22 protein-coding genes are annotated in these 26,985 nt (G+C 36.0%); 9 read left to right on the top strand and 13 right to left on the bottom strand.

Annotation, left to right across the window (positions count from 1 at the left end):
* Nucleotides 1-49 precede the first annotated feature (49 nt).
* The 7 genes from VB248_RS14730 (at nucleotide 50) to VB248_RS14700 (ending at nucleotide 7,782) form a co-directional block, all read left to right on the top strand.
* Entirely contained in the window at nucleotides 50-739 is a 690-nt protein-coding gene (locus tag VB248_RS14730; protein ID WP_323297559.1) for a phosphoadenylyl-sulfate reductase, read from the top strand.
* Between the two features lie 321 nt (nucleotides 740-1,060).
* Nucleotides 1,061-2,002 (top strand): sulfate adenylyltransferase subunit CysD, encoded by a 942-nt coding sequence (gene cysD, locus VB248_RS14725; RefSeq protein WP_323297558.1) that lies wholly within the window; start codon nucleotides 1,061-1,063, stop codon nucleotides 2,000-2,002.
* A 128-nt stretch (nucleotides 2,003-2,130) separates the two neighbouring features.
* Complete coding sequence (locus VB248_RS14720) at nucleotides 2,131-2,490, top strand: four helix bundle protein (RefSeq protein ID WP_323297557.1); 360 nt, start codon at nucleotides 2,131-2,133, stop codon at nucleotides 2,488-2,490.
* Nucleotides 2,491-2,566: 76 nt separating this feature from the next.
* Nucleotides 2,567-3,811, top strand: a complete 1,245-nt coding sequence (locus VB248_RS14715; RefSeq protein WP_323297556.1) for a sulfate adenylyltransferase subunit 1 — start codon at nucleotides 2,567-2,569, stop codon at nucleotides 3,809-3,811.
* An 84-nt stretch (nucleotides 3,812-3,895) separates the two neighbouring features.
* A complete protein-coding gene (locus tag VB248_RS14710) occupies nucleotides 3,896-4,126 on the top strand; it encodes a hypothetical protein (protein ID WP_323297555.1) in 231 nt (76 codons plus the stop codon).
* A gap of 205 nt (nucleotides 4,127-4,331) precedes the next feature.
* A complete protein-coding gene (locus tag VB248_RS14705) occupies nucleotides 4,332-5,321 on the top strand; it encodes an AAA family ATPase (protein WP_323297554.1) in 990 nt (329 codons plus the stop codon).
* Nucleotides 5,308-7,782 carry a S8 family peptidase gene (locus VB248_RS14700; protein WP_323297553.1) on the top strand — a complete coding sequence of 825 codons (2,475 nt, stop codon included), beginning with the start codon at nucleotides 5,308-5,310 and terminating at the stop codon, nucleotides 7,780-7,782. The genes VB248_RS14705 and VB248_RS14700 overlap by 14 nt, the downstream gene beginning before the upstream one ends.
* Nucleotides 7,783-7,890: 108 nt before the next feature.
* On the opposite strand, the gene VB248_RS14695 is transcribed toward VB248_RS14700, so the two are convergent.
* From VB248_RS14695 to VB248_RS14685, 3 genes are all read right to left on the bottom strand, one after another.
* The gene (locus tag VB248_RS14695) at nucleotides 7,891-8,604 is read right to left on the bottom strand and encodes an endonuclease/exonuclease/phosphatase family protein (protein ID WP_323297552.1); all 714 of its coding nucleotides are present in this window, start codon (nucleotides 8,602-8,604) and stop codon (nucleotides 7,891-7,893) included.
* Nucleotides 8,605-8,748: 144 nt separating this feature from the next.
* Nucleotides 8,749-9,978, bottom strand: a complete 1,230-nt coding sequence (locus tag VB248_RS14690; RefSeq protein ID WP_323297551.1) for an MFS transporter — start codon at nucleotides 9,976-9,978, stop codon at nucleotides 8,749-8,751.
* Nucleotides 9,979-10,096: 118 nt separating this feature from the next.
* Nucleotides 10,097-11,089 carry a toxin-antitoxin system YwqK family antitoxin gene (locus VB248_RS14685; protein WP_323297550.1) on the bottom strand — a complete coding sequence of 331 codons (993 nt, stop codon included), beginning with the start codon at nucleotides 11,087-11,089 and terminating at the stop codon, nucleotides 10,097-10,099.
* Between the two features lie 193 nt (nucleotides 11,090-11,282).
* Here VB248_RS14685 and fcl point away from each other — a divergent pair, with 193 nt between their 5' ends.
* Nucleotides 11,283-12,224, top strand: a complete 942-nt coding sequence (gene fcl / locus VB248_RS14680) for a GDP-L-fucose synthase (protein WP_323297549.1) — start codon at nucleotides 11,283-11,285, stop codon at nucleotides 12,222-12,224.
* A 48-nt stretch (nucleotides 12,225-12,272) separates the two neighbouring features.
* On the opposite strand, the gene VB248_RS14675 is transcribed toward fcl, so the two are convergent.
* The 7 genes from VB248_RS14675 to VB248_RS14645 form a co-directional block, all read right to left on the bottom strand.
* Nucleotides 12,273-13,811 (bottom strand): YifB family Mg chelatase-like AAA ATPase, encoded by a 1,539-nt coding sequence (locus VB248_RS14675; protein WP_323297548.1) that lies wholly within the window; start codon nucleotides 13,809-13,811, stop codon nucleotides 12,273-12,275.
* Between the two features lie 60 nt (nucleotides 13,812-13,871).
* Entirely contained in the window at nucleotides 13,872-15,404 is a 1,533-nt protein-coding gene (locus VB248_RS14670; RefSeq protein WP_323297547.1) for a M20/M25/M40 family metallo-hydrolase, read from the bottom strand.
* Between the two features lie 479 nt (nucleotides 15,405-15,883).
* Entirely contained in the window at nucleotides 15,884-16,876 is a 993-nt protein-coding gene (locus tag VB248_RS14665; RefSeq protein ID WP_323297546.1) for an aspartate-semialdehyde dehydrogenase, read from the bottom strand.
* A 34-nt stretch (nucleotides 16,877-16,910) separates the two neighbouring features.
* The gene (locus tag VB248_RS14660) at nucleotides 16,911-17,408 is read right to left on the bottom strand and encodes a hypothetical protein (RefSeq protein ID WP_323297545.1); all 498 of its coding nucleotides are present in this window, start codon (nucleotides 17,406-17,408) and stop codon (nucleotides 16,911-16,913) included.
* Between the two features lie 190 nt (nucleotides 17,409-17,598).
* A complete protein-coding gene (locus tag VB248_RS14655; RefSeq protein WP_323297544.1) occupies nucleotides 17,599-18,171 on the bottom strand; it encodes a 5-formyltetrahydrofolate cyclo-ligase in 573 nt (190 codons plus the stop codon).
* Nucleotides 18,172-18,338: 167 nt separating this feature from the next.
* Entirely contained in the window at nucleotides 18,339-20,921 is a 2,583-nt protein-coding gene (locus tag VB248_RS14650; protein ID WP_323297543.1) for a M14 family metallopeptidase, read from the bottom strand.
* Between the two features lie 120 nt (nucleotides 20,922-21,041).
* Nucleotides 21,042-21,422 (bottom strand): TraR/DksA family transcriptional regulator, encoded by a 381-nt coding sequence (locus tag VB248_RS14645; RefSeq protein ID WP_323297542.1) that lies wholly within the window; start codon nucleotides 21,420-21,422, stop codon nucleotides 21,042-21,044.
* Between the two features lie 429 nt (nucleotides 21,423-21,851).
* Here VB248_RS14645 and VB248_RS14640 point away from each other — a divergent pair, with 429 nt between their 5' ends.
* On the top strand, nucleotides 21,852-23,126 hold the full coding sequence (locus VB248_RS14640) for a Glu/Leu/Phe/Val family dehydrogenase (RefSeq protein WP_323297541.1): 1,275 nt from the start codon (nucleotides 21,852-21,854) through the stop codon (nucleotides 23,124-23,126).
* A gap of 56 nt (nucleotides 23,127-23,182) precedes the next feature.
* Here VB248_RS14640 and VB248_RS14635 read toward each other — a convergent pair whose 3' ends face one another.
* The 3 genes from VB248_RS14635 to ettA form a co-directional block, all read right to left on the bottom strand.
* Nucleotides 23,183-23,842: a hypothetical protein gene (locus tag VB248_RS14635; RefSeq protein WP_323297540.1), complete on the bottom strand. Its 660-nt coding sequence runs from the start codon at nucleotides 23,840-23,842 to the stop codon at nucleotides 23,183-23,185.
* Entirely contained in the window at nucleotides 23,829-25,175 is a 1,347-nt protein-coding gene (locus tag VB248_RS14630) for an ATP-binding protein (protein ID WP_323297539.1), read from the bottom strand. The genes VB248_RS14635 and VB248_RS14630 overlap by 14 nt, the downstream gene beginning before the upstream one ends.
* 106 nt (nucleotides 25,176-25,281) lie before the next feature.
* Nucleotides 25,282-26,952, bottom strand: coding sequence for an energy-dependent translational throttle protein EttA (gene ettA / locus VB248_RS14625; RefSeq protein ID WP_323297538.1), 1,671 nt, complete (start codon nucleotides 26,950-26,952; stop codon nucleotides 25,282-25,284).
* Nucleotides 26,953-26,985 lie beyond the last annotated feature (33 nt).

Below are 26,985 nucleotides of genomic sequence, written 5' to 3'. Positions count from 1 at the left end.
AAGATGAAATTTTACCAGAATCCGCAAAGGATAAAATTCAGGATTGCTTATGTCAGATTTAAGTCAATTAAAACAAGCCTTAGAAGGTCTTTCACTTAAAGAAGGGCTTAGTTATATGGCTGAAAACTACGGGAATGTAGTTTTTTCTTCATCTTTTGGTCAGGAAGACCAAGTTATCACGGATGCCATTTTTAAGAATAATCTTAATATTAAAGTCTTTACACTTGATACTGGTCGTTTGTTTCAAGAAACTTACGAGTTGATGGATACTACCAAAAACAAGTACGGAAAAGAATTTGAAACCTACTTCCCGAATACAGCTAAAGTAGAAGCTTTAGTGAAAGAAAAAGGTTTTAACAGTTTTTACTTTTCTGTGGAAAACCGTAAAGAATGTTGTGGAATTCGTAAGATTGAACCTTTGAAAAGAGCTTTGGCTGGTGCTGAAATCTGGATTACTGGTTTGCGTGCTGAACAATCTGAAAACCGTTCGGACATGGAAATTGTAGAATGGGATGCCAACAACAATGTGATTAAATTCAATCCATTGATTCACTGGACTTACGAAGAAGTATTGGCTTATATCAAAGAAAACAGAGTACCCGACAGTCCTTTACACAGAAAAGGTTTTATTTCTATCGGTTGTGCCCCATGTACCAGAGCTATTCAAGAAGGCGAACATCCACGTGCTGGTCGTTGGTGGTGGGAAGCTTCACAAAAAGAATGTGGACTACATAGTTAGTGATGAGTTTTGAATTATGAATTATGAGTTAAGGCTGTACGAAGGATTATAAAAACTATTTCTTTCGGATTTCAGATGTCGGATTTCTGCTCAACAAAACGCATTTTAGGAAGTATTTTATCCAATTTCCGAAATCAGAAATCCCAAATCAGAAATTGCTTTAAAACTTTCGTACACAAATAATTTTGAGTCATCTGTCATTGTAGTTTTAATTCATATCTCACAGAATAAAGATATTCTTTACAGTAAAAGTAAAAATCTCATAGCTTAAAGCTCAAAGCTCACAGCTAATAATCAAAGAGTTAATAAATATTTAGAAATATGGTTGATAATTTAAAAAATCCGAGTTCTGAAGTTTCTGTTCCGAAATTCGGTTTTTTCCCTCGTGAGTTAGAAGACGAAGCAATCTATATTATGCGTGAGGTGGTTGCTCAGTTCGAGAAACCCGCATTGTTGTTTTCTGGTGGGAAAGATTCAATTACTTTGGTGCGTTTAGCCCAAAAAGCTTTTTACCCCGGAAAAATCCCTTTCCCATTACTCCACGTTGATACAGGACACAACTTCCCTGAAACCATTGAATTTCGTGATTGGTTAGCCAAAGAAACAGGTGCAGAACTAATTGTACGCTATGTACAAGATTCTATCAACCAAGGAAAAGTAAAAGAAGAATCTGGAAAATATGCTTCTCGTAATGCTTTACAAACCGTTACTTTATTAGATGCTATCGAAGAATTCAAATTCGATGCTTGTATCGGTGGAGCAAGACGTGATGAAGAGAAAGCTCGTGCAAAAGAACGTATTTTCTCAGTGCGTGATGATTTTGGTCAGTGGGATGCAAAACGCCAACGTCCAGAATTATTTGATATGTTGAATGGTCGTATTGCAATTGGCGAAAACGTAAGAGTATTCCCAATTTCAAACTGGACAGAATTAGACGTTTGGAATTATATCAAAGAAGAAGAAATGGCAATTCCTTCGATTTATTATTCACACAAACGCCAAGTAATCCAACGTGATGGTATGTTGTGGGCAGATTCTGAATACTTGAATAAAGATGCCGACGAAATTCCATTTGAAGCCACAGTACGTTTCCGTACAGTTGGAGATATGACTTGTACCGCTGCCGTAGCTTCTGAAGCAACAGAATTAGACGATATTATCGGCGAAATTCTTTCCGCAGAAATCTCAGAACGTGGTGCCAGAATCGACGACAAACGCTCGGAAGCAGCTATGGAAAAACGTAAGCAACAAGGATATTTCTAAGTGATGAGTTGTGAGTTTTGAGTAATGAGTAAAATAAATACTGATTTACAAAACAACTCCTCACTCAAAACTCGACATTCAACACTTAAATAAACTCAGCATTCAGCACTCAAAACTCTTCACTCAAAATGGGATATGATAATCTTAAAAATAGAACAAAATCGTTCGCTTTGAGAATTATCAAGCTTGTTGAAAGTTTACCTAATAAACCAACTGCACAAGTAATTGGAAAACAATTACTTCATTGTGGAACATCGGTAGGAGCAAATTACAGAGCATCTTGTAGAGCAAAATCACCCGCTGATTTTATAGCAAAGATTGCAATTGTTGTTGAGGAAACTAATGAATCATTATTTTGGATGGAATTATTAGTAGAATCTGGAATTGTGAAAGAAGAGTTATTAAAAGACCTTATGAAAGAGGCGGACGAATTGACCGCTATTTTTATCTCGTCAAGTAAAACGGCAAAAGAAAATAATAAGAAATAAAGTGAGAGGTAGAAGAGCATCAATATTGATGAAAATTTTACTCCTCACTCCGCACTCAAAACTCCTCACTCAGTAGATGGATATTTTAAGAATAGCAACAGCAGGTTCGGTGGATGATGGGAAAAGTACCCTCATCGGACGACTTTTATACGAAACTCAATCAATTACTCGTGATAAAATTGAAGCACTTGAGGCAGCTTCAAAACGTAAAGGTTTAGACTTTTTAGACCTTTCTTTATTAACGGATGGACTTATCGCCGAACGTGAACAGGGTATCACTATCGACGTTGCCAATATTTATTTCTCGACACCAAAACGTAAATACATCATCGCAGATACGCCCGGTCACTTTGAATATACTCGTAACATGGTTACGGGTGCTTCTAACGCAAAGGTGTCGATGATTTTAGTAGATGCTCGTAATGGTGTGTTGGAACAAACCTTCCGTCACTTCTTCATTTCATCAATGCTTCGTATTCCGAAAGTAATTGTATGTGTAAACAAAATGGACTTAGTGGCTTATTCGGAAGAACGTTTCAATGCTATCAAAGCTGATATTCAGAAATTAGCAGATAAAGTAGCTTTTGAAGGACAAGAAATTACGTTCATCCCAATGTCTTCTTTGTACGGACAAAACCTTTCGACGAAGTCAGATAAAATGCCTTGGTTTGAGGGCTTGCCTTTATTGGAAGAATTAGAAGAAACTAATTTCGACGAAATCAAAAAGCCAGCACGTTTCCCTGTACAGTTTGTAGTTCGTCCAAAAACAGAAGAATTCCACGATTACAGAGGTTATGCAGGTAAAATTGCCAGTGGTTCTTTCTCGGTGGGAGATGAAATTACAGTTTTACCAACAGGACAAAACTCCAAAATTGCTACGATTGAAAAATTCGGTACGCAATTAGCAAAAGCAGGAGCAAAAGAATCAGTAGTAATTACTTTAGAAACTGACGTTGATGTTTCTCGTGGTAATATGTTGGTGAAGTCAACTTCAACACTTGAACCATTGAAAGAAATCACTGCAAGGATTTGTTGGATGGATTCAAAACCATTGATTTCAGGCAAAACATATATTCTTCAACACGGCATTAATGATTCAAAAGCAAAAGTAGTTGCTTTGAATAATAAGATTGACGTAGTGAATCAAGACACAATTGTAGATGCAGTTTCTGAATTGAAATTGAACGAAATTGGAGAAATCGTATTAAAAACTGCGAAGCCAATTTTTGCAGATAAATACGAATATAACCCTGCAAATGGTGCCTTTATTTTAGTGGACGACCAAACAAACTCAACCGTTGGTGTTGGTTTTGTTTTGTAGGAATAACATATTACATTTGTTTATAAATCACTCTTTCAATGGTTTGGAAGAGTGATTATTGTTTACGATAAATCCTTTTGTGAGATGTTAAGAACAAGTATTACTCCAGAACAAAGAGATATTCTTTTATCTGTACCACAAGAATATGTAGGGAAGAAAATAGAAGTACTTATGTACGCTATTGAAGAAATCGTAGAAGAATTGCCCAGAAAAGTTACGATGGCTGATTTTTGGGGAAAACTTTCAGACGAATCTGCTCAAAAAATTCATGATAATGTTAAACAAATGCGTAGTGAATGGGAACAAGATATTTAATCTCAATCATTGACTTTGGTTATAGAAATAAAGATTTAATGATAATGAAAAAGCCCCAATCTCTTGGGGCTTTTTTTTATAGACTGTATAGTTTTCAGCATGATGGTAATACTCCTGATTAAAAATATTTATACCCAAGTTTAAATCTAAAACCAATTTTTAGTAATATAGGCTATATATAAGTAATTTTGTAAAAAAAACTCTGATGGCTGCCGCTGACCAAATAAAAACCTTAATAAAATCATTTGGAGACGAAGATGAAGCTCGTTTCTTTGCCACTGCTTTGCAAATAGCGGCTACTGAAGCTAAGCAAGGGCATACTACTTTTGCTCAAGAGCTAAAAAAGCTTATTGATTTAGCTAAGAAGGAAAGAACGCTAAATGTTATTCAACAGAAAGCAGTCCCTCTCAATCTACCCAAAAGAGAACTTCAAGAATTGATAGAGGTATTTCAGCCTAAAATTAATATGAATGATATGGTTTTAGATGAAAATATAAAGAATACGCTATCAAAAGTTATCAAGGAACAAGAAAAGTGGCAATTACTAAAAGCTCACAATTTAGAGCCTAAAAGAAAATTATTACTGACAGGTTCACCTGGAACGGGTAAAACAATGACAGCACAGGCAATTGCAGGAGAACTTGGCATAGCTGTTTATATAATTCGCCTTGATGGTCTAATGTCAAAATATTTAGGAGAATCAATAGCAAAGCTTAGATTGATTTTCGATGCAATGAATGACCATAGAGCAGTTTATCTATTTGATGAATTTGACTCTATTGGTTCTCAAAGAAATCAAGGTCAAGATATTGGAGAAATCAAAAGAGTTTTAAACTCCTTTTTAATTAATATTGAAAAAGACCAGAGTAATAGTATTATCATAGCTGCAACGAATCTACCAGAGTCATTAGATAAAGCTCTATTTAGAAGATTTGATGAAATCTTAGAATACCCTCTACCAGATGAAAAGCATATAATTGATATTATCAAGAAACATACAAGAGCTTATACTTTTTCCAGTAAAGTAAATTATACAGAGCTTGCTAAAATTGCAAAGGGTTTAAACTATTCAGAGATTGTAAGGATTTGTAAGGATACAATAAAAGAAATGATTCTTAATGACTCTTCTCTTCTCGAATTATCAACATTAAAAAGCTTATTAAATTCAAGAAATGCTGTAAATGAAAAAGAATAAGTCACACCTTAAAGTCAATGGGTATTACAGCGAAAGCCCCTACAAAACACCTCATAAAAGTCTTAATAATCCTCTGTTAATCGAAAGAGATAGGTGGTTTGGTAATTATTTGCTTGAAAAATTAGTGAAAGTAAAAGAGCATTACAATCTTCAACTACTTGAAAATACAAACTTTGCCAGAGATAACTCAGTCTATGTTGAGTTTACATCAGAATGGGGTACAAAATTAGATTTTGATAAATTTGATAAAGATGGGGTTAAAAAGAATAAAGTTTTATTCCAACTTTTAAAAATTGAAAATGAAGAGAGAAGAGTTGAAGGTAAAATAGAATTTAGGAGTACTGTATTAGTGGTTGTAAATGAACGAGGTATAACTGAGTTTATTCAAAAAATTAAAAACTTTTTAGACCCTCTTAAAGACACAGAGAAAGGTAAATTTAGTAATCAAGCTTTACTGAATAATATAAGTAATATAGAAATTGCAACGTTAAAATCTTTCTGGGCTGATTCTCCTGAAATTCCATTTCCTAATGAAAAAGAAAATATCTGGTGGGAGGTTTGGTTTAGGAAAACGGACAATTACAAAGATAAGTTAGCAGAAGTTTCTCAAAATTTAGAGGGGGTAGGATGTCAAATTGGAGTTTCTCAAATTGAGTTAGCTGAGTATGTTGTTAAATTAGTAAAAGGAAGTGCAAAGCAGCTTTCAAGTTCTCTATTACTGCTTGACAACTTAGCAGAACTTCGTAAACCACAAGAAATTGCAGATTTTATTTTAGATAAGAATGTTACCTATGGTGATAAAAAGGCATGGTTAGAAGATTTACAACAAAGAACTAACTGTAAATTTGATGAAAATAGCATATTAGTTTGTTTATTGGATTCAGGAGTAAATAATAAACATCCGTTAATAAATCCCTTTCTTCCTGATAGTCACTTATATACTTATAATTCTTCTTGGGGTACTGAAGATAGTCATCCTTTTGATGGACACGGAACAGGTGTAGCGGGACTTGCTCTATATGGAGATTTAACCGATGCTCTAAGCTCAAAAGATAAAATTGATATTTATCATGGGCTTGAATCATTTAAAATTTTGTTCCATAATAAGCCTAATGACCCTGAGTTATATGGTGCAATTATGGAGAGTGCTGTGGCAACTCCCTCGATAGATAGACCTACAAATCAAAGAATTTTTTGTTTAACAGTTACAGACCATAATTTCAGATTTAATGGTCGTCCTTCCTCTTGGTCATCTTCAATTGATAATTTATGTTTTGGGAAATATTCTGAACCTCAACTATTTATTATTAGTGGGGGTAATGTATATATTACAAAGCGAGAGGACTACCCAGCCTTAAATGAAACAGAATGTATTCACGATCCAGCACAAGCATATAATGCCTTAACGATTGGAACTTATACAAGAAAAGTAAAGATAGATATTTCAACAGGCTATAAACCTCTGGCAGAATATGGAGCTATGGCTCCAAGTAATTCCACATCTTTACTTTTTGATAAAAATTGGAGTATCAAACCAGATGTGGTATTTGAAGGAGGAAATTTAGTCTATGACTCCAATGGAGATGTAACAGGGTATAATAGCTTAGATGTTACTTCATTGAGCAAAGATTTTAATTATAAAAAATTTACAAATTTTGGTGATACAAGTGGAGCCGCAGGTATAGCTTCAAAAATGGTCGCTGAATTAAGGACAATATATCCTAATTATTGGGTCGAAACGATAAGAGGATTACTTGTTCATTCTGCTGATTGGACTCCACAAATGATAACTGGAAAAAGCAAGTTTGAAGTTTTAAGAACCGTAGGATACGGTGTTCCTAATCTTCAAAAAGCAATGTTCAGTGCTAATAACTCTTTAACACTTATTATAGAACGAGAAATACAACCTTATAAATTTGAACAATCAAAAGGACAATACAATGAATATCACCTTTTTAAACTTCCTTGGCCCAAAGAAGCATTAGAGTCATTAGAAGAAAAAAATGTTAAATTAACCGTTACATTATCGTACTATATAGAGCCTAATCCTGGGAGTAGAAGATTAGCAACGCATTATGCATATCATTCTCATCAATTAGATTTTGACATAAATAAGCGAAATGAAACCGAAGATGAATTCAAAATTCGTATTTCAAAACCTGAAAATGAAACAAAAGAAAATAGACCTGACAGAAAAGGGGTAGAATGGGAAATTGGAAAAAATAGTAATTCAAAGGGTTCTATCAGAAAAGATTTTATTACATCAACGGGCAGAGAAATGTCTAAAAGAAATATTTTGGCTGTTTTTCCTAAGAATGGATGGTATAAAAATTTGAAGAGACAGAAGAAATTTAATGAAAAAGTACGTTACAGTTTAATAGTTTCATTAGAAACAGAGGAAAAAGAAATAGATTTATACACTCCTGTATTCAATGAAATTGAACAGAAAGTATTAGTATGATAAGCGAAAAATACAGAGAATTCAGTACAACTAAAGGGAAGGTGTCTATATCTTCCTCAATCCATTTTTAATTTTCCTCTGAGCATTAATATTTTTAAAGAGCCTATTTTACTTATCGCTAAACACAATTATCATCGGTGAATGGTCGCTTAAATGCTTCCATTTTTCAAAAGGTTCTATGGTAACATTATTAAGTTTATCAACAAATTGCATGGAAGCAAAGCAATAATCTATGTGATATGGCTTTAGCGTATTGCGATGTAAGAAAAAAGTAGGTTGGGATTCTTTACCTTGTTCTTCTTTAGTAAAAGTATGATAAAGGCTCTCAATATTGACTGCTTTTAACTCCTTTACTACATCTGAATGATTCCACCATCTGTCCCATTCATCCCAAATAGTATTACTATTAAAATCTCCAGCGATGATAGTATTGGTTAGATGGCGTTTATTTATCTGTAAATATTTCCAGAACTGTCCGATATAACCAAAGTTTGGTGAATTATTTTGATGTGTCCAAACTGCAAGTAATTCAAATTGTTTATTTACAGAACAAGGAAGGAAGTATTTGACTTTGTGTCCGCTATAAATATCTGACCAATTTAGTCGCTGTAAATCAATATTTTGCTTTGCAAATACACCAATGCCTTTACTCTTAGTATCCCCAACCCATAAATAGTTTACAGCCCAATCTACGTATTTTTTATCTTTGGTTTCGGCAGGATTTTCACATTCTTGAACAATAATCAAATCAGCGTCGAAATCTAAAAGACTTTCAAACTTTTTTCTAAAAGCTCCATTACAGTTCCAAGTAATAATTTTCATTTTGTTTATAAAGTATTTTATTTCTTAATTCCCATAACTATTTCACAACTGTAAAAACATTTATAGTAGAACAAGCAAAATGGCTGCCCAAAAACAGACAGCCATCTTGCTTATTTATCAATAATATGAGAGGTACTTTCATTCCTACACCTGCTCTTCTGCGTTAATTTTTAGCCAAAGGAATGCTCCGATAATGACGACGATTCCTAAAAGAAGTACTGGAAAATTATAGCCAAAGTTGGTGGCTAAATAACCGAAACTTACAGTACTGCAATAAGCCGCCAATAAACCTGCCGAATTCATCGCTCCTGAAATTGAGCCGCTTCTTGTACCACCAATATCCATTGAAACCGCCCAAGCTACGGGTGCAGTAACGTCCATAAATGCCATTCCTACTGATAGTAAAATGATGGCTACGGTATTGTTGACAGTAAGTGCCGATACAATCAAAAATACGCCTGATACTCCTAAACCTACTATCGGGACAATTCTTCTTCCCCATTTCTTGCCATATTTTTTCACTAAAATATCACTCAAAAAACCGCCTAAAAAACAGCCGATGGTGGCTAATAAAAACGGAGCTGCACTAATGTATTTCAATTGGTCTTCACTTATTCCTCGGCCTTGTTGCAAGTATTTGGGTAGCCAACTTTGGAAAAAATATACTCCTGTGGCATAACAGGCATACATTGCCATGAGATACCATAAGTTTTTATTATTCAATAATTTAAAAATAGAAATATCTCCCGAATGACTGCTCAATTGCCTATTTTTTAAAATATCGGCAAGTTCATTTTCGGCAATATCTTTTGCTTCAGTTGGGTCTTCTTTATGCCAAAGTTGCCAGAAAATCACCCAAATCACTCCTACTCCACCCAACACGTAGAAAGAAGCTTGCCAACCAAATTTTTGCTGAATGGGTATTACTAAAAAGGGCGTAAGTCCCGCTCCAATGCGTGATGCCCCCCAAATAATGGCTTGAGCTTGTCCACGTTCGTTGGCAGGAAACCACTTGGCAACGGTAATTGCCATGTTGGGATACGCTCCTGCTTCGCCGATACCAAATAAAAAACGAATGACCAATAAGGATACAAAACCCGTAGCAAAACCTGTAAGAATGGTAAAAAATGACCACCAAAGTACTACTCTAATCAGCACCGACTTTGCTCCCATTTTATCGCCAAGCAAGCCCGTCGGTATTTCAAAAAGAGCGTAAGCTAAAGTGAATGAACCCAAAATCCAACCCCATTGAACGGCTGATAAGTCTAATTCTTTCGTAATCCGTTCGCCTGCGGTGGAAAAGGCGATTCGGTCAAGAAAGGTAATTATCGAAAGAATAGCAAGTACCAATAGTACTTGATGACGTTTTTTCATAGTAAGTGGTTAAGTAGTGATTAGTAAAAAGTGATTGGTTATTAGTATTTTAGGCATTTAATAATCAGCTATTTACATAAATAAAAGACATGCTTAAATGTGTTTACCTAATAGTATTTTAATTTTCATCTATTTCTTCATTTTTCTTTTTTACTTGTTTGGGAGCTTCATAAATAAGCTTGCCTTGTGCGTCTCTTTCCTGTAAAACAACAGGTTCAAAAATATCAAATTTATCTTTGGCATAAAGTGTTTCTTTTTTCAAACGCCCCATCGAACCAAATTGATGATACTCTCGCCAACGTCCTACTTTTACGCTATCATCAAATTTACCTTCTTCTTTCAGTTGTCCGCCTTCGTAAAAGGAGCGATAATCGCCCGTTACTTTATTGAATCTTACAGGAATAACTTCTTTTATTTTAGTTTCGGCTTTATCGTAATAACTAATTCTTGCATCGGCTAAAAAACCTTTTTTATATTTTTCCTTACTTTGCAATATGTACTGTTGGTTGTAGGTTTCCCAACGTCCGTCTTTTACGCCCACATAAAAAAAGCCTTCTTCTATCAGTTCATCATTGACATATTTTTTATAAGGCCCGTGACAAACTTCTCCGTAATCTTTATCTTTCCGAGGTACGTTTGTGATTTTCCTAAGTTTAGGGTCGTACCACCAAATTTCTTTGGCATAAATACTCGGTTCGGCTTCGTCTGGATTCCGCAAAACGTGAATTTCTTCAAAAGTCAGCCTTGTTCCCGAACCATATTCCCCGATACGCAATTCAAACTTTATGCCCTCGTATTCATCTTTGGGCTTTTTCTTGCCTTTATTTTTCTTTTTTGATTTATTAATTTTCAATCCTAAATCAGCCGCCAAATCTCCCGCATCAGTTCCCAGTCGTTTGAATTCATCTTGGTTTTCTTTGATGTTTTTTTTCGCATTTTTCAAATTATCTAATAAATCCGACTGTATTAAACCGCCTAAAATTCCGCCTTTTTTCTTTGCAGAAGTATCTGTTTGCGGTTTGGCGTTCGTCTTAAAATCCTCGTTTTGTGCAAAAACGACATTCAGAGAAAGCCCCAACATAAAAAGAAAAATGAATAAAAAAGACTTCATTGCTATTGGATGAAAGATAAGTATTGAATCAAAAGAATTGTAAATCAGGATGTTTCAAACGTGGAGTTTTTCCAGTTATACACTTGAAAGTATTACCTTTGTGAACGAAAATTTGATTTATTTATTTTTATAAGTAAAGATAAGGATTTTCACTCTATCACACGAACAGCGTAAACTATACTATATTTTAATCTTGGAAAAAAACGCAAAAATTTACATTGCTGGCCACAGAGGAATGGTGGGTTCGGCAATTCTTAGAAAACTACAAGAAAAAGGTTTTAGCAATTTTGTACTAAAAACCTCGAAGGAACTCGACTTACGCAATCAACAAGCAGTAGCCGATTTTTTTGAACAAGAAAAACCAGACTATGTATTTCTGGCAGCAGCTAAAGTAGGAGGCATTATTGCCAATAATACTTATCGTGCTGATTTCTTGTACGAAAATTTATCTATCCAAAACAATGTCATTCACAGTGCTTTTGTGAATAAGGTAAAGAAGTTGATGTTTTTGGGTTCTTCTTGTATTTATCCAAAATTAGCTCCTCAACCTTTGAAAGAAGAGTACTTGCTAACAGGTTTATTGGAACAAACCAACGAGCCTTATGCCATTGCGAAAATTGCAGGTATTAAAATGTGTGAATCGTACAGACGCCAGTACGGCTGTGATTTTATTTCTGTAATGCCTACCAATCTTTATGGTCCAAATGATAATTATGATTTAGAAAAATCGCACGTAATGCCTGCGATGATTCGTAAATTTCATGAAGCCAAATTAGCAGGAAGTACTTCTGTTACCCTTTGGGGAACAGGTTCGCCAATGCGTGAGTTTTTACATGCCGACGACTTGGCAGAAGCTTGTGCTTATTTGATGGAAAATTATAGCGAAGAAGAATTTATCAACGTAGGAACTGGTACAGACGTAACCATCAAAGAATTAGCCGAAACGGTGAAAAAAGTAGTTGGTTTTGAAGGCGAATTAATTTGGGATACTTCTAAACCAGACGGAACACCCAGAAAGTTAATGGATGTTTCAAAACTCCATGCCAAAGGCTGGAAACACACCATCGAGCTGGAACAAGGAATTGCTTTGGCTTATCAAGACTTCTTAGTTCATCATGATAGTTTAAGATTATAGTTTTAAGGCGTTGGAAGCTTTCCGAACAAAGCTTCCAACGCCTTAAAATCAACCTGCCCAATTTTCTCTGTCTAAACTTCTGTACTGTATCGCTTCGGCGAGGTGTTCTGTACGAATCTCCTCTGTGCCTGCTAAGTCTGAAATCGTGCGAGCTACTCGCAAAATTCTATCATAAGCTCTTGCTGATAATTGAAGTCTTTCCATCGCTCTTTTCAATAAAGCAATTCCTGCCGTACTGATTACGCATACTTCTTTTACCATTTGCGAGGGCATCATGGCATTGGAGTAAATGTTTGGGTGGTCTTTAAAACGAGCGGTTTGTATTTCTCGGGCTTTAATTACCCTCTCCCGAATTTCTGCCGAACTTTCTGATTTTCTATTAGAAGACAATTGTTCAAATTTTACGGGCGTTACTTCTACGTGCAAGTCGATTCTATCTAACAAAGGCCCTGAAATTTTATTTAAATACTTCTGCACTACACCCGGGCCACAAACGCACTCTTTTTCTGGATGATTGTAATAGCCACAAGGACAAGGGTTCATGGAAGCAATCAACATAAAACTTGATGGAAATTCTACCGCCCATCTTGCTCTCGAAATAGATACTTTTCTTTCTTCCAAAGGCTGACGCATTACTTCTAATGCCGAACGCTTGAATTCGGGTAATTCATCCAAAAACAAAACGCCATTGTGGGCTAAGGAAATTTCTCCAGGTTGTGGATTTCCCCCTCCTCCTACCAAAGCCGCATCCGAAATCGTATGATGTGGCGAACGGTACGGACGAGTAGCAATTAAAGTAGCTTTCGCTCCCAGTTTTCCTGCTACTGAATGGATTTTAGTGGTTTCGAGTGCTTCTTGTAAAGTTAAAGGAGGAAGTATCGAAGGAATTCTTTTTGCCAACATGGTTTTCCCTGCACCGGGAGGCCCAATCATAATGGCATTATGTCCGCCAGCAGCGGCAATTTCTAAAGCTCTTTTGATATTTTCTTGTCCTTGTACATGTGAAAAATCAGCTTCATAATCATTTTGAGAATGAAAGAAAATATCACGAGTATCCGTTACCAAAGGTTCAATTTGTAATGTTCCCTTCAAAAAATCGACGGCTTCTTCTAAAGTATTTACGCCTATAATATCTAAATTATTGACGATAGAAGCTTCCGAAGCATTTTCGGTAGGAAGAATAAAGCCCTTTAGTCCTTTTTTTCGGGCTTCAATCGCAATGGGAAGCACGCCTTTGATGGGTCGCAAAGTTCCGTCCAATGCCAACTCACCCATGATAACGTAATTTTCGAGCATCTTCAAATTCGCCTGACTTGAAGCGTGAATAATCCCTAAAGCAATGGGCAAATCGTAGGCAGAGCCTTCCTTGCGAATATCTGCGGGAGCAAGATTCACTACTACTTTGGTACGAGGAAAGAAAAAACCCGTTTGTTTAATGGCGGATTCTACTCGGTGGGTAGATTCTTTAACAGCTCCGTCGGGAAGTCCAACAATAAAAAAATGTTGTCCTTGCCCTTCGCTCACTTCTACGGTGATAATGGTGGCATCAACCCCATGAACAGCACTACCGAAGGTTTTTGCAAGCATAAAATGATACAAGTTTATGGTGGTAGATTCAAAAAAAATCAGCTAAACAAAGATAAACATTTATTGAATACTCATCAAGGCTACGTAAGTTTCGAGTCCACTCCACAGATTTTGTATTCTAATATTTTCATTTTCAGCGTGTTGATTATTGTCATGGTTGGCAATTGGAACGGTAATCGTAGGCGTTGATAAATGTTTATCAAACAAGTACAAAGGCAAACTTCCACCCGAACTTGGCATCAATACAATCTCTTCTTTTGAAGTACTTTGCACAGCTTTGATGACTAATTGGGCAATTGGCAAATCCATTTTAGTTCGTTGGGCATTGTAGCCTTCTTTGGCTTGAACACGAGCAATGAGTGGGTATTTCAGTCTTTCTTCATCTGTAATACTTTCATTGGTGGTTACATAATAGCCTTGTGCTTTGATGTGTTCAATTACTTTTTGTACTTGTCTTTGAGCGTCGTTGCCCAATACCAATCGTAAATCTAAAGCCGCCGTAGCCGAAGTTGGGATAATATTCGCAACCATTTTGCCCACATTGGCACTGGCAATACCATTAATATTCAGCGAAGGCAAACTGATGAGTTCTGCCAAAGATTTTCCGTTTCCTTCCGAACGAACAAAACCTAATTCATTTTTCATTTGCTCGTCTGGTGCTGGAATATTGGCTAAAGCTTGTTTTTCTAAAGCGGTTAGTGGCGTAACATCATCATAAAAACCTTTAATCAGCACATTTCCCTTCTCATCTTTCATACTTGCCAATAGATTTACTAACAAGTTTGCTGGATTCGGTGCCCAGTTTCCATAATGTCCACTATGTAATGGACGCTTCGAAGCAAATACTTTTATTTCCATATTTACATCGCCACGAACGCCAAATACTACTTGTTTTCGTCCAGATTGATGAACGGGGCCATCGCAAATAATCCAAAGGTCAGCTTTGAGTTTGTCTTTATGTTTGTCTAAAATTTCTTCTAAATGTGTTGAACCTGCCTCTTCTTCGCCTTCAAAAAAGAATTTTAAATTTACATTGGGCTTTATCCCCATTTTGCTCATGGCTTGGTAAGCAGTCAAAATTGTAAATACGCCCGCTTTATCGTCTGAAGAACTTCTTCCATAAATTCGCCACTCAGGATTGATACTTTCTGGAGCTTTTGGATTGGGAATAATCTTTCCTCCTTTTTCTAAAGAAGCGTTTAAGAAAACAGATTCAAAAGGTTTTATTCCCTCCGCCCATTGGTTGGGGTTTACGGGCTGACCGTCGTAATGGGCATAAAACACCAAGGTTTTTGTCGCATTCGGATTGATTACTTCTCCAAAAATTACAGGAGGTACGCCTTTGGTTTTGGCTTCTAACTTTTGCGTTTTTATCCCTCTTTCCTCCATCATTTTTACGATATAATTTGCCGTTTTTTGAATGCCAACAGTATCATAAACCACATTTGGAATAGACAGCAAAGCCATGAATTCATCTAAGAGTTGATGTTCATTAACTTTACGATAAGCCCGAGTTTTTTCCAACAAAGCATTTTGAGAAAAAGCAGGTAAAATATTGGCTAACAATAAAATAAGTAAAAAATATCGTTTCATGGATGAAGTAGTATAATGATGAGTGATTAATGATAAGTTGGTACTTTACAACGGTTTGAAAATGGCATTTTATCCAATTTTTTACAATCCGACAAATATAAATTTTAGTTTATCAAACTTACACGCTACAAGGCATAAAACAAAATAGAATAAACTCCAAAAACCAAAGTCATCAAGTCCAAAATCATTAAAGTCTAAAAAACAAAAGTCTTATCTCTTGCTTCTTGTATCTTGTATCTAAAAATCCTAAAGTCATCAAGTCCTAAAATCTCAAAAACAAAATCTTACCTCTTGCTTCTTGTATCTTGCATCTAAAAATCCTAAAGTCATCAAGTCCAAACTCTTAAAGTCAAAAAAAACTAAAGTCTTATATCTTGTCTCTTGCGTCTTGCATCTAAAAATCTTAAAGTCCCCAAAAAATAAAAAGCCGAGATAAACATCTCGGCTTTCATTTTACTATCAAACAAACCTGTAAACTACTAAATAAGATTGTTATTAGCCAAATACTCTGCAATTTGAACAGCGTTCGTAGCAGCACCTTTACGAAGGTTGTCAGCTACAATCCACATATTGATGGTATTAGGTTGAGTTTCGTCACGACGGATACGACCAACGAAAACTTCATCCTTACCATGAGCATTAATTGGCATTGGATAAACAAAATTCTTAGGATCATCTTGTAAGATTACACCCTCTTCATTTGCTAAAATATTTTTCACTTCTTCAACATCGAAGTCGTTTTCAAATTCAACATTTACTGCCTCAGAGTGTCCACCAATGGTTGGAATACGAACAGTAGTTGCCGTTACAGCAATCGAATCATCCAACATGATTTTCTTGGTTTCGTTTACCATTTTCATTTCTTCTTTGGTATAACCATTGTCCAAGAATACATCAATGTGAGGTAAAACGTTCAAGTCGATTTTATGTGGATATACAGCTTTTACATCTGTACGTCCTTCACGTTCAGCAAATAATTGGTCAACCGCAGCTTTACCCGTTCCTGTTACCGATTGGTAAGTAGAAACAACTACACGTTTGATTTTATATTTTTTATGTAAAGGATTCAACACTACCACCATCTGAATCGTCGAACAGTTAGGGTTAGCGATGATTTTATCTTCTGCTGTTAATGTAAAAGCATTGATTTCAGGAACGATTAATTTTTTAGTAGGGTCCATTCTCCAAGCCGAAGAGTTATCTACTACTGTAATTCCTGCCGCTGCAAATTTCGGAGCTAATTCCAAAGAAGTACTACCACCTGCCGAGAAAATAGCGACATTTGGTTGCATCTTAATAGCATCATCAAAACCAACAACGGTGTATTGTTTACCCTTAAACTCAACCTGTTTACCTACTGAACGCTCAGAGGCAACTGGAATAAGTTCTGTTACTGGGAAATTACGTTCCGCTAACACTTTAAGGATTTCGCCACCGACCAAACCAGTGGCTCCGACTACTGCTACTTTCATTTTTGAAATTGATTATGAATTAATTAGTAAAAAATTAAAAATTATGAATTAAACCTACGCCCAAAATCGCCTGTTTATCGGCAGTTGTTTGTACGTTTAAGCCAATTTGGTTACTGCTGATAACTTCATTGTAGCGATTAATGGCTTTGGATAAATGCGTGTTTGACTTGATATTCAAATACGAAGAAACCAAAAGTGTCGTTCCGACAGTCGTCCAATAAAAGCCACTTGATACTTTGTCTCGATTAAAAATCGTATAAAGTGAAACTCCAGCAGGTATAATATTTATCAACTTAACAAGTTTTTGTTGTTGCTGATAGGTCAAAAACTCAACACTTACTTTAGGGTCTTGAGCCTGTAACATCGGAATTTGTAAAGCCGAAGCATGGTCTATCGTTTGTCTATCATATAAAAATTTCACGCCCAAAAACGTCCTTTTTATATAAATCGGATAAAGTGTTTTCTTTACCTCTTGAGCGAATGAATTCCCCGCTAACATCAACAATAAAAACAACAACATTTTATTTTTCATAAATTAAAAGCGAAATAGATTCTTTAAACATTAAGATTCTGATGAATTGGCATTAAGAATAATTTCTTGAATCCAAGAAAAATAAAAAGTTTGCAAAATTACTTGATAAAATTGGAAGAGAAAAGGAATATCTTGGGAATAGTAGAGCAAAATTGTAGATTTTTTTGTTTTTCATAAAAAAACTTATTTATTACAGGGTATAAAGCCCATTTGGCGTAATACAGTAGTCTAATTTTACGTCAAATTCGTTCAAATCGCCAATCGTCTCAATGGCTTCTTCGATACACAAACCAACCTTCATAACATCCGAATTACACTCTTGAAGAAAACGGTCGTAAAACCCTTTTCCATAACCGACTCTGTTTCCTGCTTTGTCAAAAATCAGTAAGGGAACAAGTACCAGCGACAGCTTTTTTGGCGGAATCAATTCGCCAAAAACGGGTTCTGGAATTCCCCATTTATTTTCTACAAGTGCTTCTTTATTGTACAGAAAATGTTCCATTTGGTATGTGTCGGGAATACTCTTTGGCACAACAATTTGTACTTGTGGAAATTCAGTTTGGAGTCTTTCAATCAATAAAAAAGTATTGATTTCATTTTGCTTGATGATTGGCAGAAAAGTATGAAGATATTTTACAATATCAAGCTTGAAATGCTGAAAAAAAAGCTCGACAATCGCCTGACTTTTTGCCAATACTTCTGTTTGGGAAAGGGCTTTTCGTTTGGAAAGATAATATTTTCTGAGAGCTGGCTTGGTCATCATAAAAGCTTTGAGTAATGAGCGATGAGCTTTTGTATTTCAATAAAAATTTAATCAAAAAAAGCCCTTAAATTTCTAAACTACATTAGAAAATTTAAGGGCTAAATTGATAAGAAATCTTAAGCTTTCAAAAACAGATTCCGAAATCCGAAATCATAAATCCAAAATCGTTAGTCTTCCTCTCCTCCACGTACTCCAGAAAGTATCGTTGAGCCAAAGAAAATAGCATTCAAAAACAATTTATTTGTGCCGTACCAAAATGCTCTGAAATTTGGATTATCCGTCATCACGATTACTTTTCCGCCACCAAAAGCCGTTGCTACTACCGAAGGCGTATTTTTCATCAGTTTTTTGTTTCTTTCAGTTATGTAGCCACTCACCAATGGTTCATTTGTATAAATCAGTGGAGCAATGTATGGGTCTTTAACTTTTTCTAAGTAAATATTATTATCTCTGAAAACACTCAAAGTTTGGTCTTTGTAACCATAACCAATCGGATGCGTAGGGTCTAATTTTACTTGGAAAATCGCACCACTTGTTTGCTGTGCTCCTTTGTAGCGTTCAGCTAAAGCATAAGGTTTAAACGAAGCAGTGTCATTAGGAATATTCTTGATTTTTACTGGCGACAGCCCTTTTGCAGAAGCCCATTCAACAGCGTCCGTCAAAGCAATCAATGTTCCGCCATTGCGTACCCAAGTTTTGATTTTGTCTTCGTTCAAAGTAGCGTACTCACCACTTGAAAGAATCAACGTATTATATTTCTCTAAATTCATGCGGTTTACTTGCGTAATATCCGACATCGTGAGAGGAATATTTACTCTTGTATCCAACAAATGCCAAATTTCGCCAGCATCGTTTGGATTCACGCCTGCACCCGTCAGCATCAATATTTTAGGCTGACGCATCGGTGCGAAGTAACTACTTCCTAAATCAATTCCCGAAGGCGTTAAGCCCGTTTGCAAAGCATAAAAATCAATACCATCACGCTCGGCAAGGCTTTGTAAGAGTGTTTTCAAAGCCGCAAAATCTGCTTGCTGATTTGAACCAAAAGTAACTTCTACCGTTCCGTAGCTAAAGTTTTTCGTTCCACCTTCAAAAATACCTGTGAAAGGCTCAGTAGCAACTTTCAATTTATAGCCTTTTTTCTGTAATTCATAAGCCGTTCTTGGGGCAAAATATCCATCCCACTCAAAAACATAACCGTAAGTAGTATTGCCTATAATTTTTCCTTTTGGGAAAGGATTGTCCGTCAGTTTATCGCCTAAAGTAATAGGCACTTTTACTTCTGAATACGGTACATTGAAACAATGTGGCATCGACCAAGCCGAAATATCATAGAAAAGAGAATCTTCAAAAGTGGTTCTTTTTTCAAAAATACCTTGTACTAAACGATATTGTGGTTGGCTTAATGGCACAACGTAAGCTTCGCCTTTTTTGAAAGTTTTGCCTTCAAATACTTCATCTTTCGCCATATTGAAAACATCAATTTCATGCTGACGAAGAATTCTAATCATTTCAGAAACTTTTACTTTGTCGTTTCCTCCGCCAAAAACAAAAGCTTTGGTTGCCGAAGTAGATTTTTCTTGATAAAAACTTCTTTGATAATCTAACAAATCCTGACGCAAAGCTTTAGCCGCACGCAAAGTAGAAAGTGTTGTGACGAACTGGTTTCTCACGGTAAAAGCAAAACTCATATTGCCATTTTGCGTTTCCTGCAAATGTCCACGAGAACTTGCTTGTTCAAACAAAATTCCGATACTTCCTTGCACGTCAGGAAAAGTTGAACCTTTTCCGTAATAAAAATCATCATAACCTTCTTTTGTGAAGTACAACGAACCGATTTTGTCTAAAGCCGTAGCGTGGAATTTTCCGATTAATTCTGTCAGATCAATATTCTTTTTTGGAGTAAGTGGATGCGTTCGAGCAGGAATACCGGGCTGAAAAAAGAAAGATGAATTCGGTCCCATTTCATGGTGGTCGGTCAGAATATTTGGTTTCCATTCATGGAATTTCTGGATTCTACCTTTACTTTCTGGATGTTGCGTGTAGAGCCAATCACGGTTCAAATCAAACCAGTAGTGATTGTATCTTCCGCCGGGCCACATTTCATTTAACTCACGGCTGTTGGGGTCAGATACCAAATTGTTACTTTTATTAGCATTTACCCAGCTTGAAAAACGTTCGCCACCGTCGGGATTAATTCTTGGGTCAAGTAAAATTACGGATTCATTCAAAAGCGAATCTATTTCTGCTCCTTGTGCGGCAGCCAAGTAATACAATGCTAAAACCGAGGCATTTGTTCCGCTGGCTTCGTTTCCGTGTACCGAATAACCCATCCAAACTACGATAGGCATATTTTTGGTATCTAAACTCGACGATTTTTCTGGTTCTACTAATTTGTGGTGGTCGGCTTTTATTTTTTCAATATTAGCAAGATTCTTTGGCGAAGAAATCGTCAAGAGTAATAATTGACGATTTTCATAAGTACGTCCGTACTCGCTAAGTTCTACTCTGTCTGAAAGTTCGGCTACTTTTTTCATGTAGCCTAAAAGTTGTTCGTGCTGAATGTGCCAATCGCCTACTTGATAGCCCAAGTATTGTTGTGGTGTTGGAATTTTTGGGTCATAGCTAATATTCTGTGGCAAATAATAGCTATTGGGAACTTGTGCAAAAGCCGTTTGTACAAGTATAAAAAACAAAAAAGCGGCTAACCGCTTTTTCTGGAATATTGTAAAGGGTAAGTTATTTTTCATGTTTGTGTTTGATGAAGATAGGAAAGGCACGCTAATTTTCAGAGCTATAAAAATATAGCCTAAAATATGTTGTTTAATACTGAAACAAGTTTCAAAAGATAGTTTGGTAAATCTTTTGGACTAACGTTGTCTCATTAATTTTGCTTCAATGGTTTGCTGAGTATGAGGAACTGCTCTCAAACGTTCTTTTGGAATCAATTTGCCAGTATCAATACACACACCATACGTTCCGTTTTTGATACGGATTAAAGCATTTTCTAATTGTGTCGAAAACTTCTGTAAACGAGCTGCCAATTGGCTCATACTTTCTTTTTCAGAAGTATCTGCTCCGTCTTCCATTGGTTTCGAACTACCCGCAGTTACGTCAGTACCTGGGTCGTTACGCTTGTGAAGAGCCTCACGAATGTAATTTAATTCACCACGTGCATCTTCTAATTTGTTAGTGATTAACACTTCAAACTCTTTGAGTTCCTCTTCTGAGTATCGAGTTTTTTCTTCCATAATTGTGTTCATATCCAATAGGGTTATTTGGGTTGAAGAATGAAATTACACCGAGTAATAATTATGCAAAGATAACTTGCAAAGAATTTATTTTGCAATATTTCAAGAATAAATAAAATTTTTCCAAAATTTTATAATTCCTTAATTTCTGATTTTAACCAATGATTATTTGGCAAAATCATGTATGCTCCATAAAGTTAAAAAGCAAAAAGCAAAAACACTTCAAATTTATGTTTTTTGATTGAAAATCAGGTATTTCTACTCAAATCAAAAGTACTTGTTTTTGTCATTTCCACTGTGTTATGTTTGCGGACAATCAACAAAAACAATTCTCAACAATTGATTACCATTTTTCAAGTAAAATGAAGAAATAGTATTTTCCTAATATTTCAATTTTGCTGAGTTTGGTAATTCAAAGCTATAAAAACCATGACTTACTTAGAACCCGCTCCCATTAAGGATAAAGAAAATCCTTTGGAGTCAATGATGCAACGCTTTGACAAAGCCGTAGAATTATTAGGCATTTCTGATGAAATGTACTATATCTTGAAAGTTCCTGCACGACAAGTAACGGTAGGCTTACCCATTACGATGGACAACGGAAGCATCAAAGTTTTTGAAGGCTACCGAGTAATTCACTCGAATATTTTAGGGCCATCAAAAGGTGGTATTCGTTTTGACCCAGACGTGAATATTGATGAAGTAAGAGCTTTGGCTGCTTGGATGACTTGGAAATGTGCCGTAGTGGATATTCCTTATGGCGGAGCAAAAGGCGGAATCGCTTGTAACCCAAGAGAAATGTCGGCAGGCGAAATGGAACGTTTGATGCGTGCTTACACAGTTTCGATGTTAGATGTTTTTGGCCCAGACCGTGATATTCCTGCACCAGACATGGGAACTGGTCCAAGAGAAATGGCGTGGCTCATGGATGAGTACTCAAAAGCAAAAGGCATGACGGTAAACGCTGTTGTTACGGGAAAACCTTTAGTACTTGGAGGCTCTTTAGGCAGAACCGAAGCCACAGGCAGAGGCGTGATGGTTTCGGCAATGGCTGGTATGGAAAAGTTGAAAATTAACCCTTACAAATCTACTGCGGCAGTACAAGGTTTTGGCAATGTGGGTTCGCACGCTGCGAGTTTACTCCATGAAAGAGGGGTAAAAGTAAAAGCGATTTCAGATATTTCAGGGGCGTATTACAATGAAAACGGTATCGACATTGAAGGGGCAATTAAGTTCCGAGATTTAAACAAAGGTACTTTAACGAACTTCCCCGGTGCTGAACTTATTTCAAATGAGGATTTATTGACTTTAGACGTGGACGTACTTGTGCCTGCGGCAAAAGAAGATGTTATCACGGTTGAGAACGCACCATACATTCAAGCAAAAATGATTGTGGAAGGTGCAAATGGCCCAACTTCGGCATCTGCTGATGATATTATTAATGACAAAGGTATTTTGGTTGTGCCAGATATTTTGGCAAATGCTGGTGGTGTAACCGTTTCATACTTTGAGTGGGTACAAAACCGCATGGGTTATAAATGGAATTTAGACCGCATCAACCGTCGTTCGGATAGAATTATGAATGATGCCTTTGACAAAGTATTCCTAACTTCTCAGCAGTTTAGAGTACCTATGCGAATTGCGGCTTACATCGTAGCCATCAAAAAAGTAGCTGATACTTATAAATTCCGTGGTGGATATTAATCTATAAAAAATAGAGTCGGATAAATTTCTTTATCCGACTCTATTTATGAATTTGATTACCATCCCAATAACTCCCTTTTACAAAACTCAAAGGCAGTAGGAAATTGTATAATCTCAATATTTTCCCATGTATTTACCTGAAGTAATACAGACCTGATTTTTGTCTCTATAAAATCTTTCCTAACTGTTCTTACTGGCTCGTGATTTACGCCAAGTGTAAACAACATTTCATTTATTCTATCTTGAACAGTTTCATCTAAATCCGTTTTAGCTATGAATATATGACGTTCAGAATCATATTCTAACAATTCAAATTCGTCATACAATAGTTTATCAAACTTTAAAATTTCATCTATACCGCTACTTCTTTTTATTTTTGTGTTTACATCCGTATCAACCATAAAAAAGTTATCCCAAAGCCAAGCTTTTTCTTTCTTTTTTAAAGCATCGAAATGTTCTAATTGCCCTTTTACTGCCCAGTTTTCTGGTTTTTGGTAAATACCATTTTGCCAATTAACAGCATCATAAAAAGAGGGAATACAGAGTAATTGCTCTGTGTAAGCACACAAACCCTTTTGGCAATGAAACAGATTCATCACAATATCATAGTAAAATTTATTTTTAGATGAATTGTATTCAGGGTGTTCCTCTGGTAGTGATTCTTCCCAAGTTTTATAAACAGTGGAAAGAATGATACTTTTATCAATTTTTCTCATAATTAAAACGTGTAGTCCACCCAGTCAACTTTGATAATTTCAAGTATTCTTCCCAAAGTTTTTCTCTTTCTTCAAGTGGAATACTATTCTTTTTTAATTTACTTTCCAGTGTCGCTAATTTCATAAGGGCTTTTACTCGCTTTTCATTACCTTCTGAATCTAAATCAAAAACTCTTTGTAAAATATCATCCCAACGTAAATATTGAGGATTGATAGTATAATTATCAACATGGCGTTCGCCTTCGTAGTATAGCTCTTGAAAGACTTTACCAGTTTCTGGATTAAATTTTAACTCAACAATTTCCCACGGTTCAAAAGAGGATGCAATTATTGGAGAATGTGTAGCATAAAAAAATTGGCAATCTGTTGTAAGTGAAGTATATAACTCTACAATTTCTTTTTGTATGTCTGGGTATAATGAACGCTCTGGCTCATCAAAAAAGATAGTTGCTTTATTAGGCTTGAGTGTGTATAAAGGAAGAACTGAAAGAAGTATTTGACGTGTCCCAGTACTCTGAAAATCATAAGGTACTTCTTGTCCATCTAATGTTTCTACTTTTATGGTTTTAACATCTTCTATTTTTTCAAAGTCTAATCTCGATCTTATTCTTAGATTAAATCGGTTTAATAACTTATCTAAAAACTTATCGGCTAATTCTTGAAGGGGATTAGGATTATTTTGTTCCCATTCTTGGTATTTTTTAGCAGCGTCCAAAATGTCCTCCGATTTAACACCGATTTTTTGGGTTACTTCTGAAATTGCAAGGCTATGTTGAATTTGATGTTCTCTATATGAAATAATTTGTTTGTTAATATTAAGCCATACAGAACTATAATCATTATAAGAAAAGTCTAAGAAAACAGGATATAAATTATCATAAACGTAATTGGGCTTATCAACCATTTTATGGTGTTGAAAATCAGCAGGGAAAAAGAAAGTTACATTTGAAGATTTTGAAAAATCGGCTTTAAAAATAGGCTTCAGTTTATCAGAATTTATAGATAAAATTTTGGCTGAATAGTTTTCAATACTTCCGATATTAATAATTAAATCATTTTCTGGAGAGTAATACTTTATTTCTGTTCCCTCATCAACTTTTATTTTTTCACCAAAATCAACGGATTCGTAAGGCTCATTACACAGGTAGTATAAATAAAAACTAAAATTATTAATTAATTCCAATAAGCTCGTTTTCCCAGTGCCACTTTGTCCAATAAAACAGACTTTATCCAACGGTTTTCCAGCCTTTGGATGCCCTAAAGGATAGGTAAGGTCTAATCTAAAATCTTCAAATTGATTATAACTTTTAATGTATAACTCTTTTACTTTCATGGCTTTGGCTTTGTTTGGAAAGGTTCAATTCTTTCCCATATCGAACATTACCTTATTCTTTTTTGATTCATTCTGGCGAGTATCTCTCGCCAGAATGAATTTATAACTACTCTCCTAACTTTTTATAACGAATACGTTTTGGAGTAGCATCGTTCCCTAAGCGTTTCTTGCGGTTTTCTTCATAATCAGAGAAGTTTCCTTCAAACCAATATACTTGCGAGTTTCCTTCAAAAGCTAAAATGTGCGTTGCAATTCTATCCAAGAACCAACGGTCGTGGGAAATAACCACCGCACAACCTCCGAAGTTTTCGAGGGCTTCTTCCAAAGCACGTAGGGTATTTACGTCCAAGTCGTTGGTAGGCTCATCCAGCAAAAGTAAGTTTGCACCTTCTTTCAACATCATTGCCAAATGCACACGGTTACGCTCACCACCCGAAAGATTCCCGATTTTCTTCTCTTGGTCTGCACCGTTGAAGTTAAACTTACTTACATAAGCACGAGCGTTTATTTGTTTTCCACCCAATAACGTATGCTCTGTTCCGCCAGAAATGGTTTCAAAAACAGATTTGTCTGGTTTCAACTGGTTATGTTCTTGGTCAACATAAGCCATTTGTACGGTTTCTCCTACTTCAAAAGTACCAGAATCTGGTTTTACTTGTCCTGTAATAAGTTTGAAAAGCGTAGTTTTACCAGCACCGTTTGGCCCAATTACACCCACAATACCCGCAGGAGGCAAAGAGAAAGTAAGATTATCAAACAATAACTTATCGCCATAGGCTTTGGTTACATTGTTTACTTCTATTACTTTATTTCCTAATCTCGGCCCAGCAGGGATGAATAATTCTAATTTATCTTCTTTTTGGCGGTTTTCTTCCGACATCAATTTATCGTAAGCTTCCAAACGTGCTTTAGATTTTGCCTGACGTGCCTTTGGTGCCATGCGTACCCATTCTAATTCACGCTGTAAGGTTTTCTGACGACGAGACTCTGTCTTTTCCTCCATCGCCAAACGGTTTTGTTTCTGCTCTAACCAAGAAGAGTAATTTCCTTTCCACGGAATACCTTCGCCACGGTCTAACTCTAAAATCCAACCAGCTACGTTGTCTAAGAAGTAACGGTCGTGAGTAACAGCGATTACCGTTCCTTTATACTGACGAAGGTGTTCTTCTAACCACAAAACCGATTCAGCATCCAAGTGGTTGGTAGGTTCATCTAATAAAAGTACGTCTGGTTCTTGCAACAACAAACGGCATAAAGCCACACGACGTTTTTCACCACCCGAAAGATTAGCCACGTTGGCTTCAGAAGGTGGACAACGCAAAGCGTCCATCGCTCTTTCTAAACGAGCATCCAATTCCCAAGCATTGTAATGGTCAAGTTTTTCTTGTACTTCCCCTTGGCGTTCTAATAATTTATCAAAATCAGCATCTGGGTCACCAAAAGCTTCGTTGATTTCATCAAATTCTTTTAACAAAGCTACAATTTCAGCTACGCCTTCTTCCACAACTTCTTTTACAGTTTTAGTTGGGTCAAGTTCAGGCTCTTGTTCGAGCATTCCCACAGAGTAACCCGCCGAGAAAACGACATCACCCGTATAGCTTTTGTCTTTTCCTGCAATAATTCTTAAAAGAGAAGATTTTCCAGAACCGTTTAGACCTAAAACACCAATTTTTGCTCCGTAGAAAAATGAAAGGTAAATATTCTTGAGAATTTGTTTTTGTGGCGGAACGGTTTTAGAAACACGCTCCATTGAAAAAATAATGGTTTCCTGACTCATTTGTTAATGTTATCGTTTTGAATATGGTTACTT

This window comes from Arcicella rigui (assembly GCF_034929435.1).
In the GTDB taxonomy this organism is placed as follows: Bacteria; Bacteroidota; Bacteroidia; order Cytophagales; family Spirosomataceae; genus Arcicella; species Arcicella rigui.
The sequence above is the reverse complement of the archived record's forward strand: the minus strand, read 5'-3'. Positions and strand labels throughout refer to the sequence as shown.

Coding starts and splice junctions, on each gene's coding strand:
- VB248_RS14730 (WP_323297559.1), top strand. CDS start 50: ATGTCAGATTTAAGTCAATTAAAACAAGCCTTAGAAGGTCTTTCACTT.
- cysD (WP_323297558.1), top strand. CDS start 1,061: ATGGTTGATAATTTAAAAAATCCGAGTTCTGAAGTTTCTGTTCCGAAA.
- VB248_RS14720 (WP_323297557.1), top strand. CDS start 2,131: ATGGGATATGATAATCTTAAAAATAGAACAAAATCGTTCGCTTTGAGA.
- VB248_RS14715 (WP_323297556.1), top strand. CDS start 2,567: ATGGATATTTTAAGAATAGCAACAGCAGGTTCGGTGGATGATGGGAAA.
- VB248_RS14710 (WP_323297555.1), top strand. CDS start 3,896: ATGTTAAGAACAAGTATTACTCCAGAACAAAGAGATATTCTTTTATCT.
- VB248_RS14705 (WP_323297554.1), top strand. CDS start 4,332: ATGGCTGCCGCTGACCAAATAAAAACCTTAATAAAATCATTTGGAGAC.
- VB248_RS14700 (WP_323297553.1), top strand. CDS start 5,308: ATGAAAAAGAATAAGTCACACCTTAAAGTCAATGGGTATTACAGCGAA.
- VB248_RS14695 (WP_323297552.1), bottom strand. CDS start 8,604: ATGAAAATTATTACTTGGAACTGTAATGGAGCTTTTAGAAAAAAGTTT.
- VB248_RS14690 (WP_323297551.1), bottom strand. CDS start 9,978: ATGAAAAAACGTCATCAAGTACTATTGGTACTTGCTATTCTTTCGATA.
- VB248_RS14685 (WP_323297550.1), bottom strand. CDS start 11,089: ATGAAGTCTTTTTTATTCATTTTTCTTTTTATGTTGGGGCTTTCTCTG.
- VB248_RS14675 (WP_323297548.1), bottom strand. CDS start 13,811: ATGCTTGCAAAAACCTTCGGTAGTGCTGTTCATGGGGTTGATGCCACC.
- VB248_RS14670 (WP_323297547.1), bottom strand. CDS start 15,404: ATGAAACGATATTTTTTACTTATTTTATTGTTAGCCAATATTTTACCT.
- VB248_RS14665 (WP_323297546.1), bottom strand. CDS start 16,876: ATGAAAGTAGCAGTAGTCGGAGCCACTGGTTTGGTCGGTGGCGAAATC.
- VB248_RS14660 (WP_323297545.1), bottom strand. CDS start 17,408: ATGAAAAATAAAATGTTGTTGTTTTTATTGTTGATGTTAGCGGGGAAT.
- VB248_RS14655 (WP_323297544.1), bottom strand. CDS start 18,171: ATGATGACCAAGCCAGCTCTCAGAAAATATTATCTTTCCAAACGAAAA.
- VB248_RS14650 (WP_323297543.1), bottom strand. CDS start 20,921: ATGAAAAATAACTTACCCTTTACAATATTCCAGAAAAAGCGGTTAGCC.
- VB248_RS14645 (WP_323297542.1), bottom strand. CDS start 21,422: ATGGAAGAAAAAACTCGATACTCAGAAGAGGAACTCAAAGAGTTTGAA.
- VB248_RS14640 (WP_323297541.1), top strand. CDS start 21,852: ATGACTTACTTAGAACCCGCTCCCATTAAGGATAAAGAAAATCCTTTG.
- VB248_RS14635 (WP_323297540.1), bottom strand. CDS start 23,842: ATGAGAAAAATTGATAAAAGTATCATTCTTTCCACTGTTTATAAAACT.
- VB248_RS14630 (WP_323297539.1), bottom strand. CDS start 25,175: ATGAAAGTAAAAGAGTTATACATTAAAAGTTATAATCAATTTGAAGAT.
- ettA (WP_323297538.1), bottom strand. CDS start 26,952: ATGAGTCAGGAAACCATTATTTTTTCAATGGAGCGTGTTTCTAAAACC.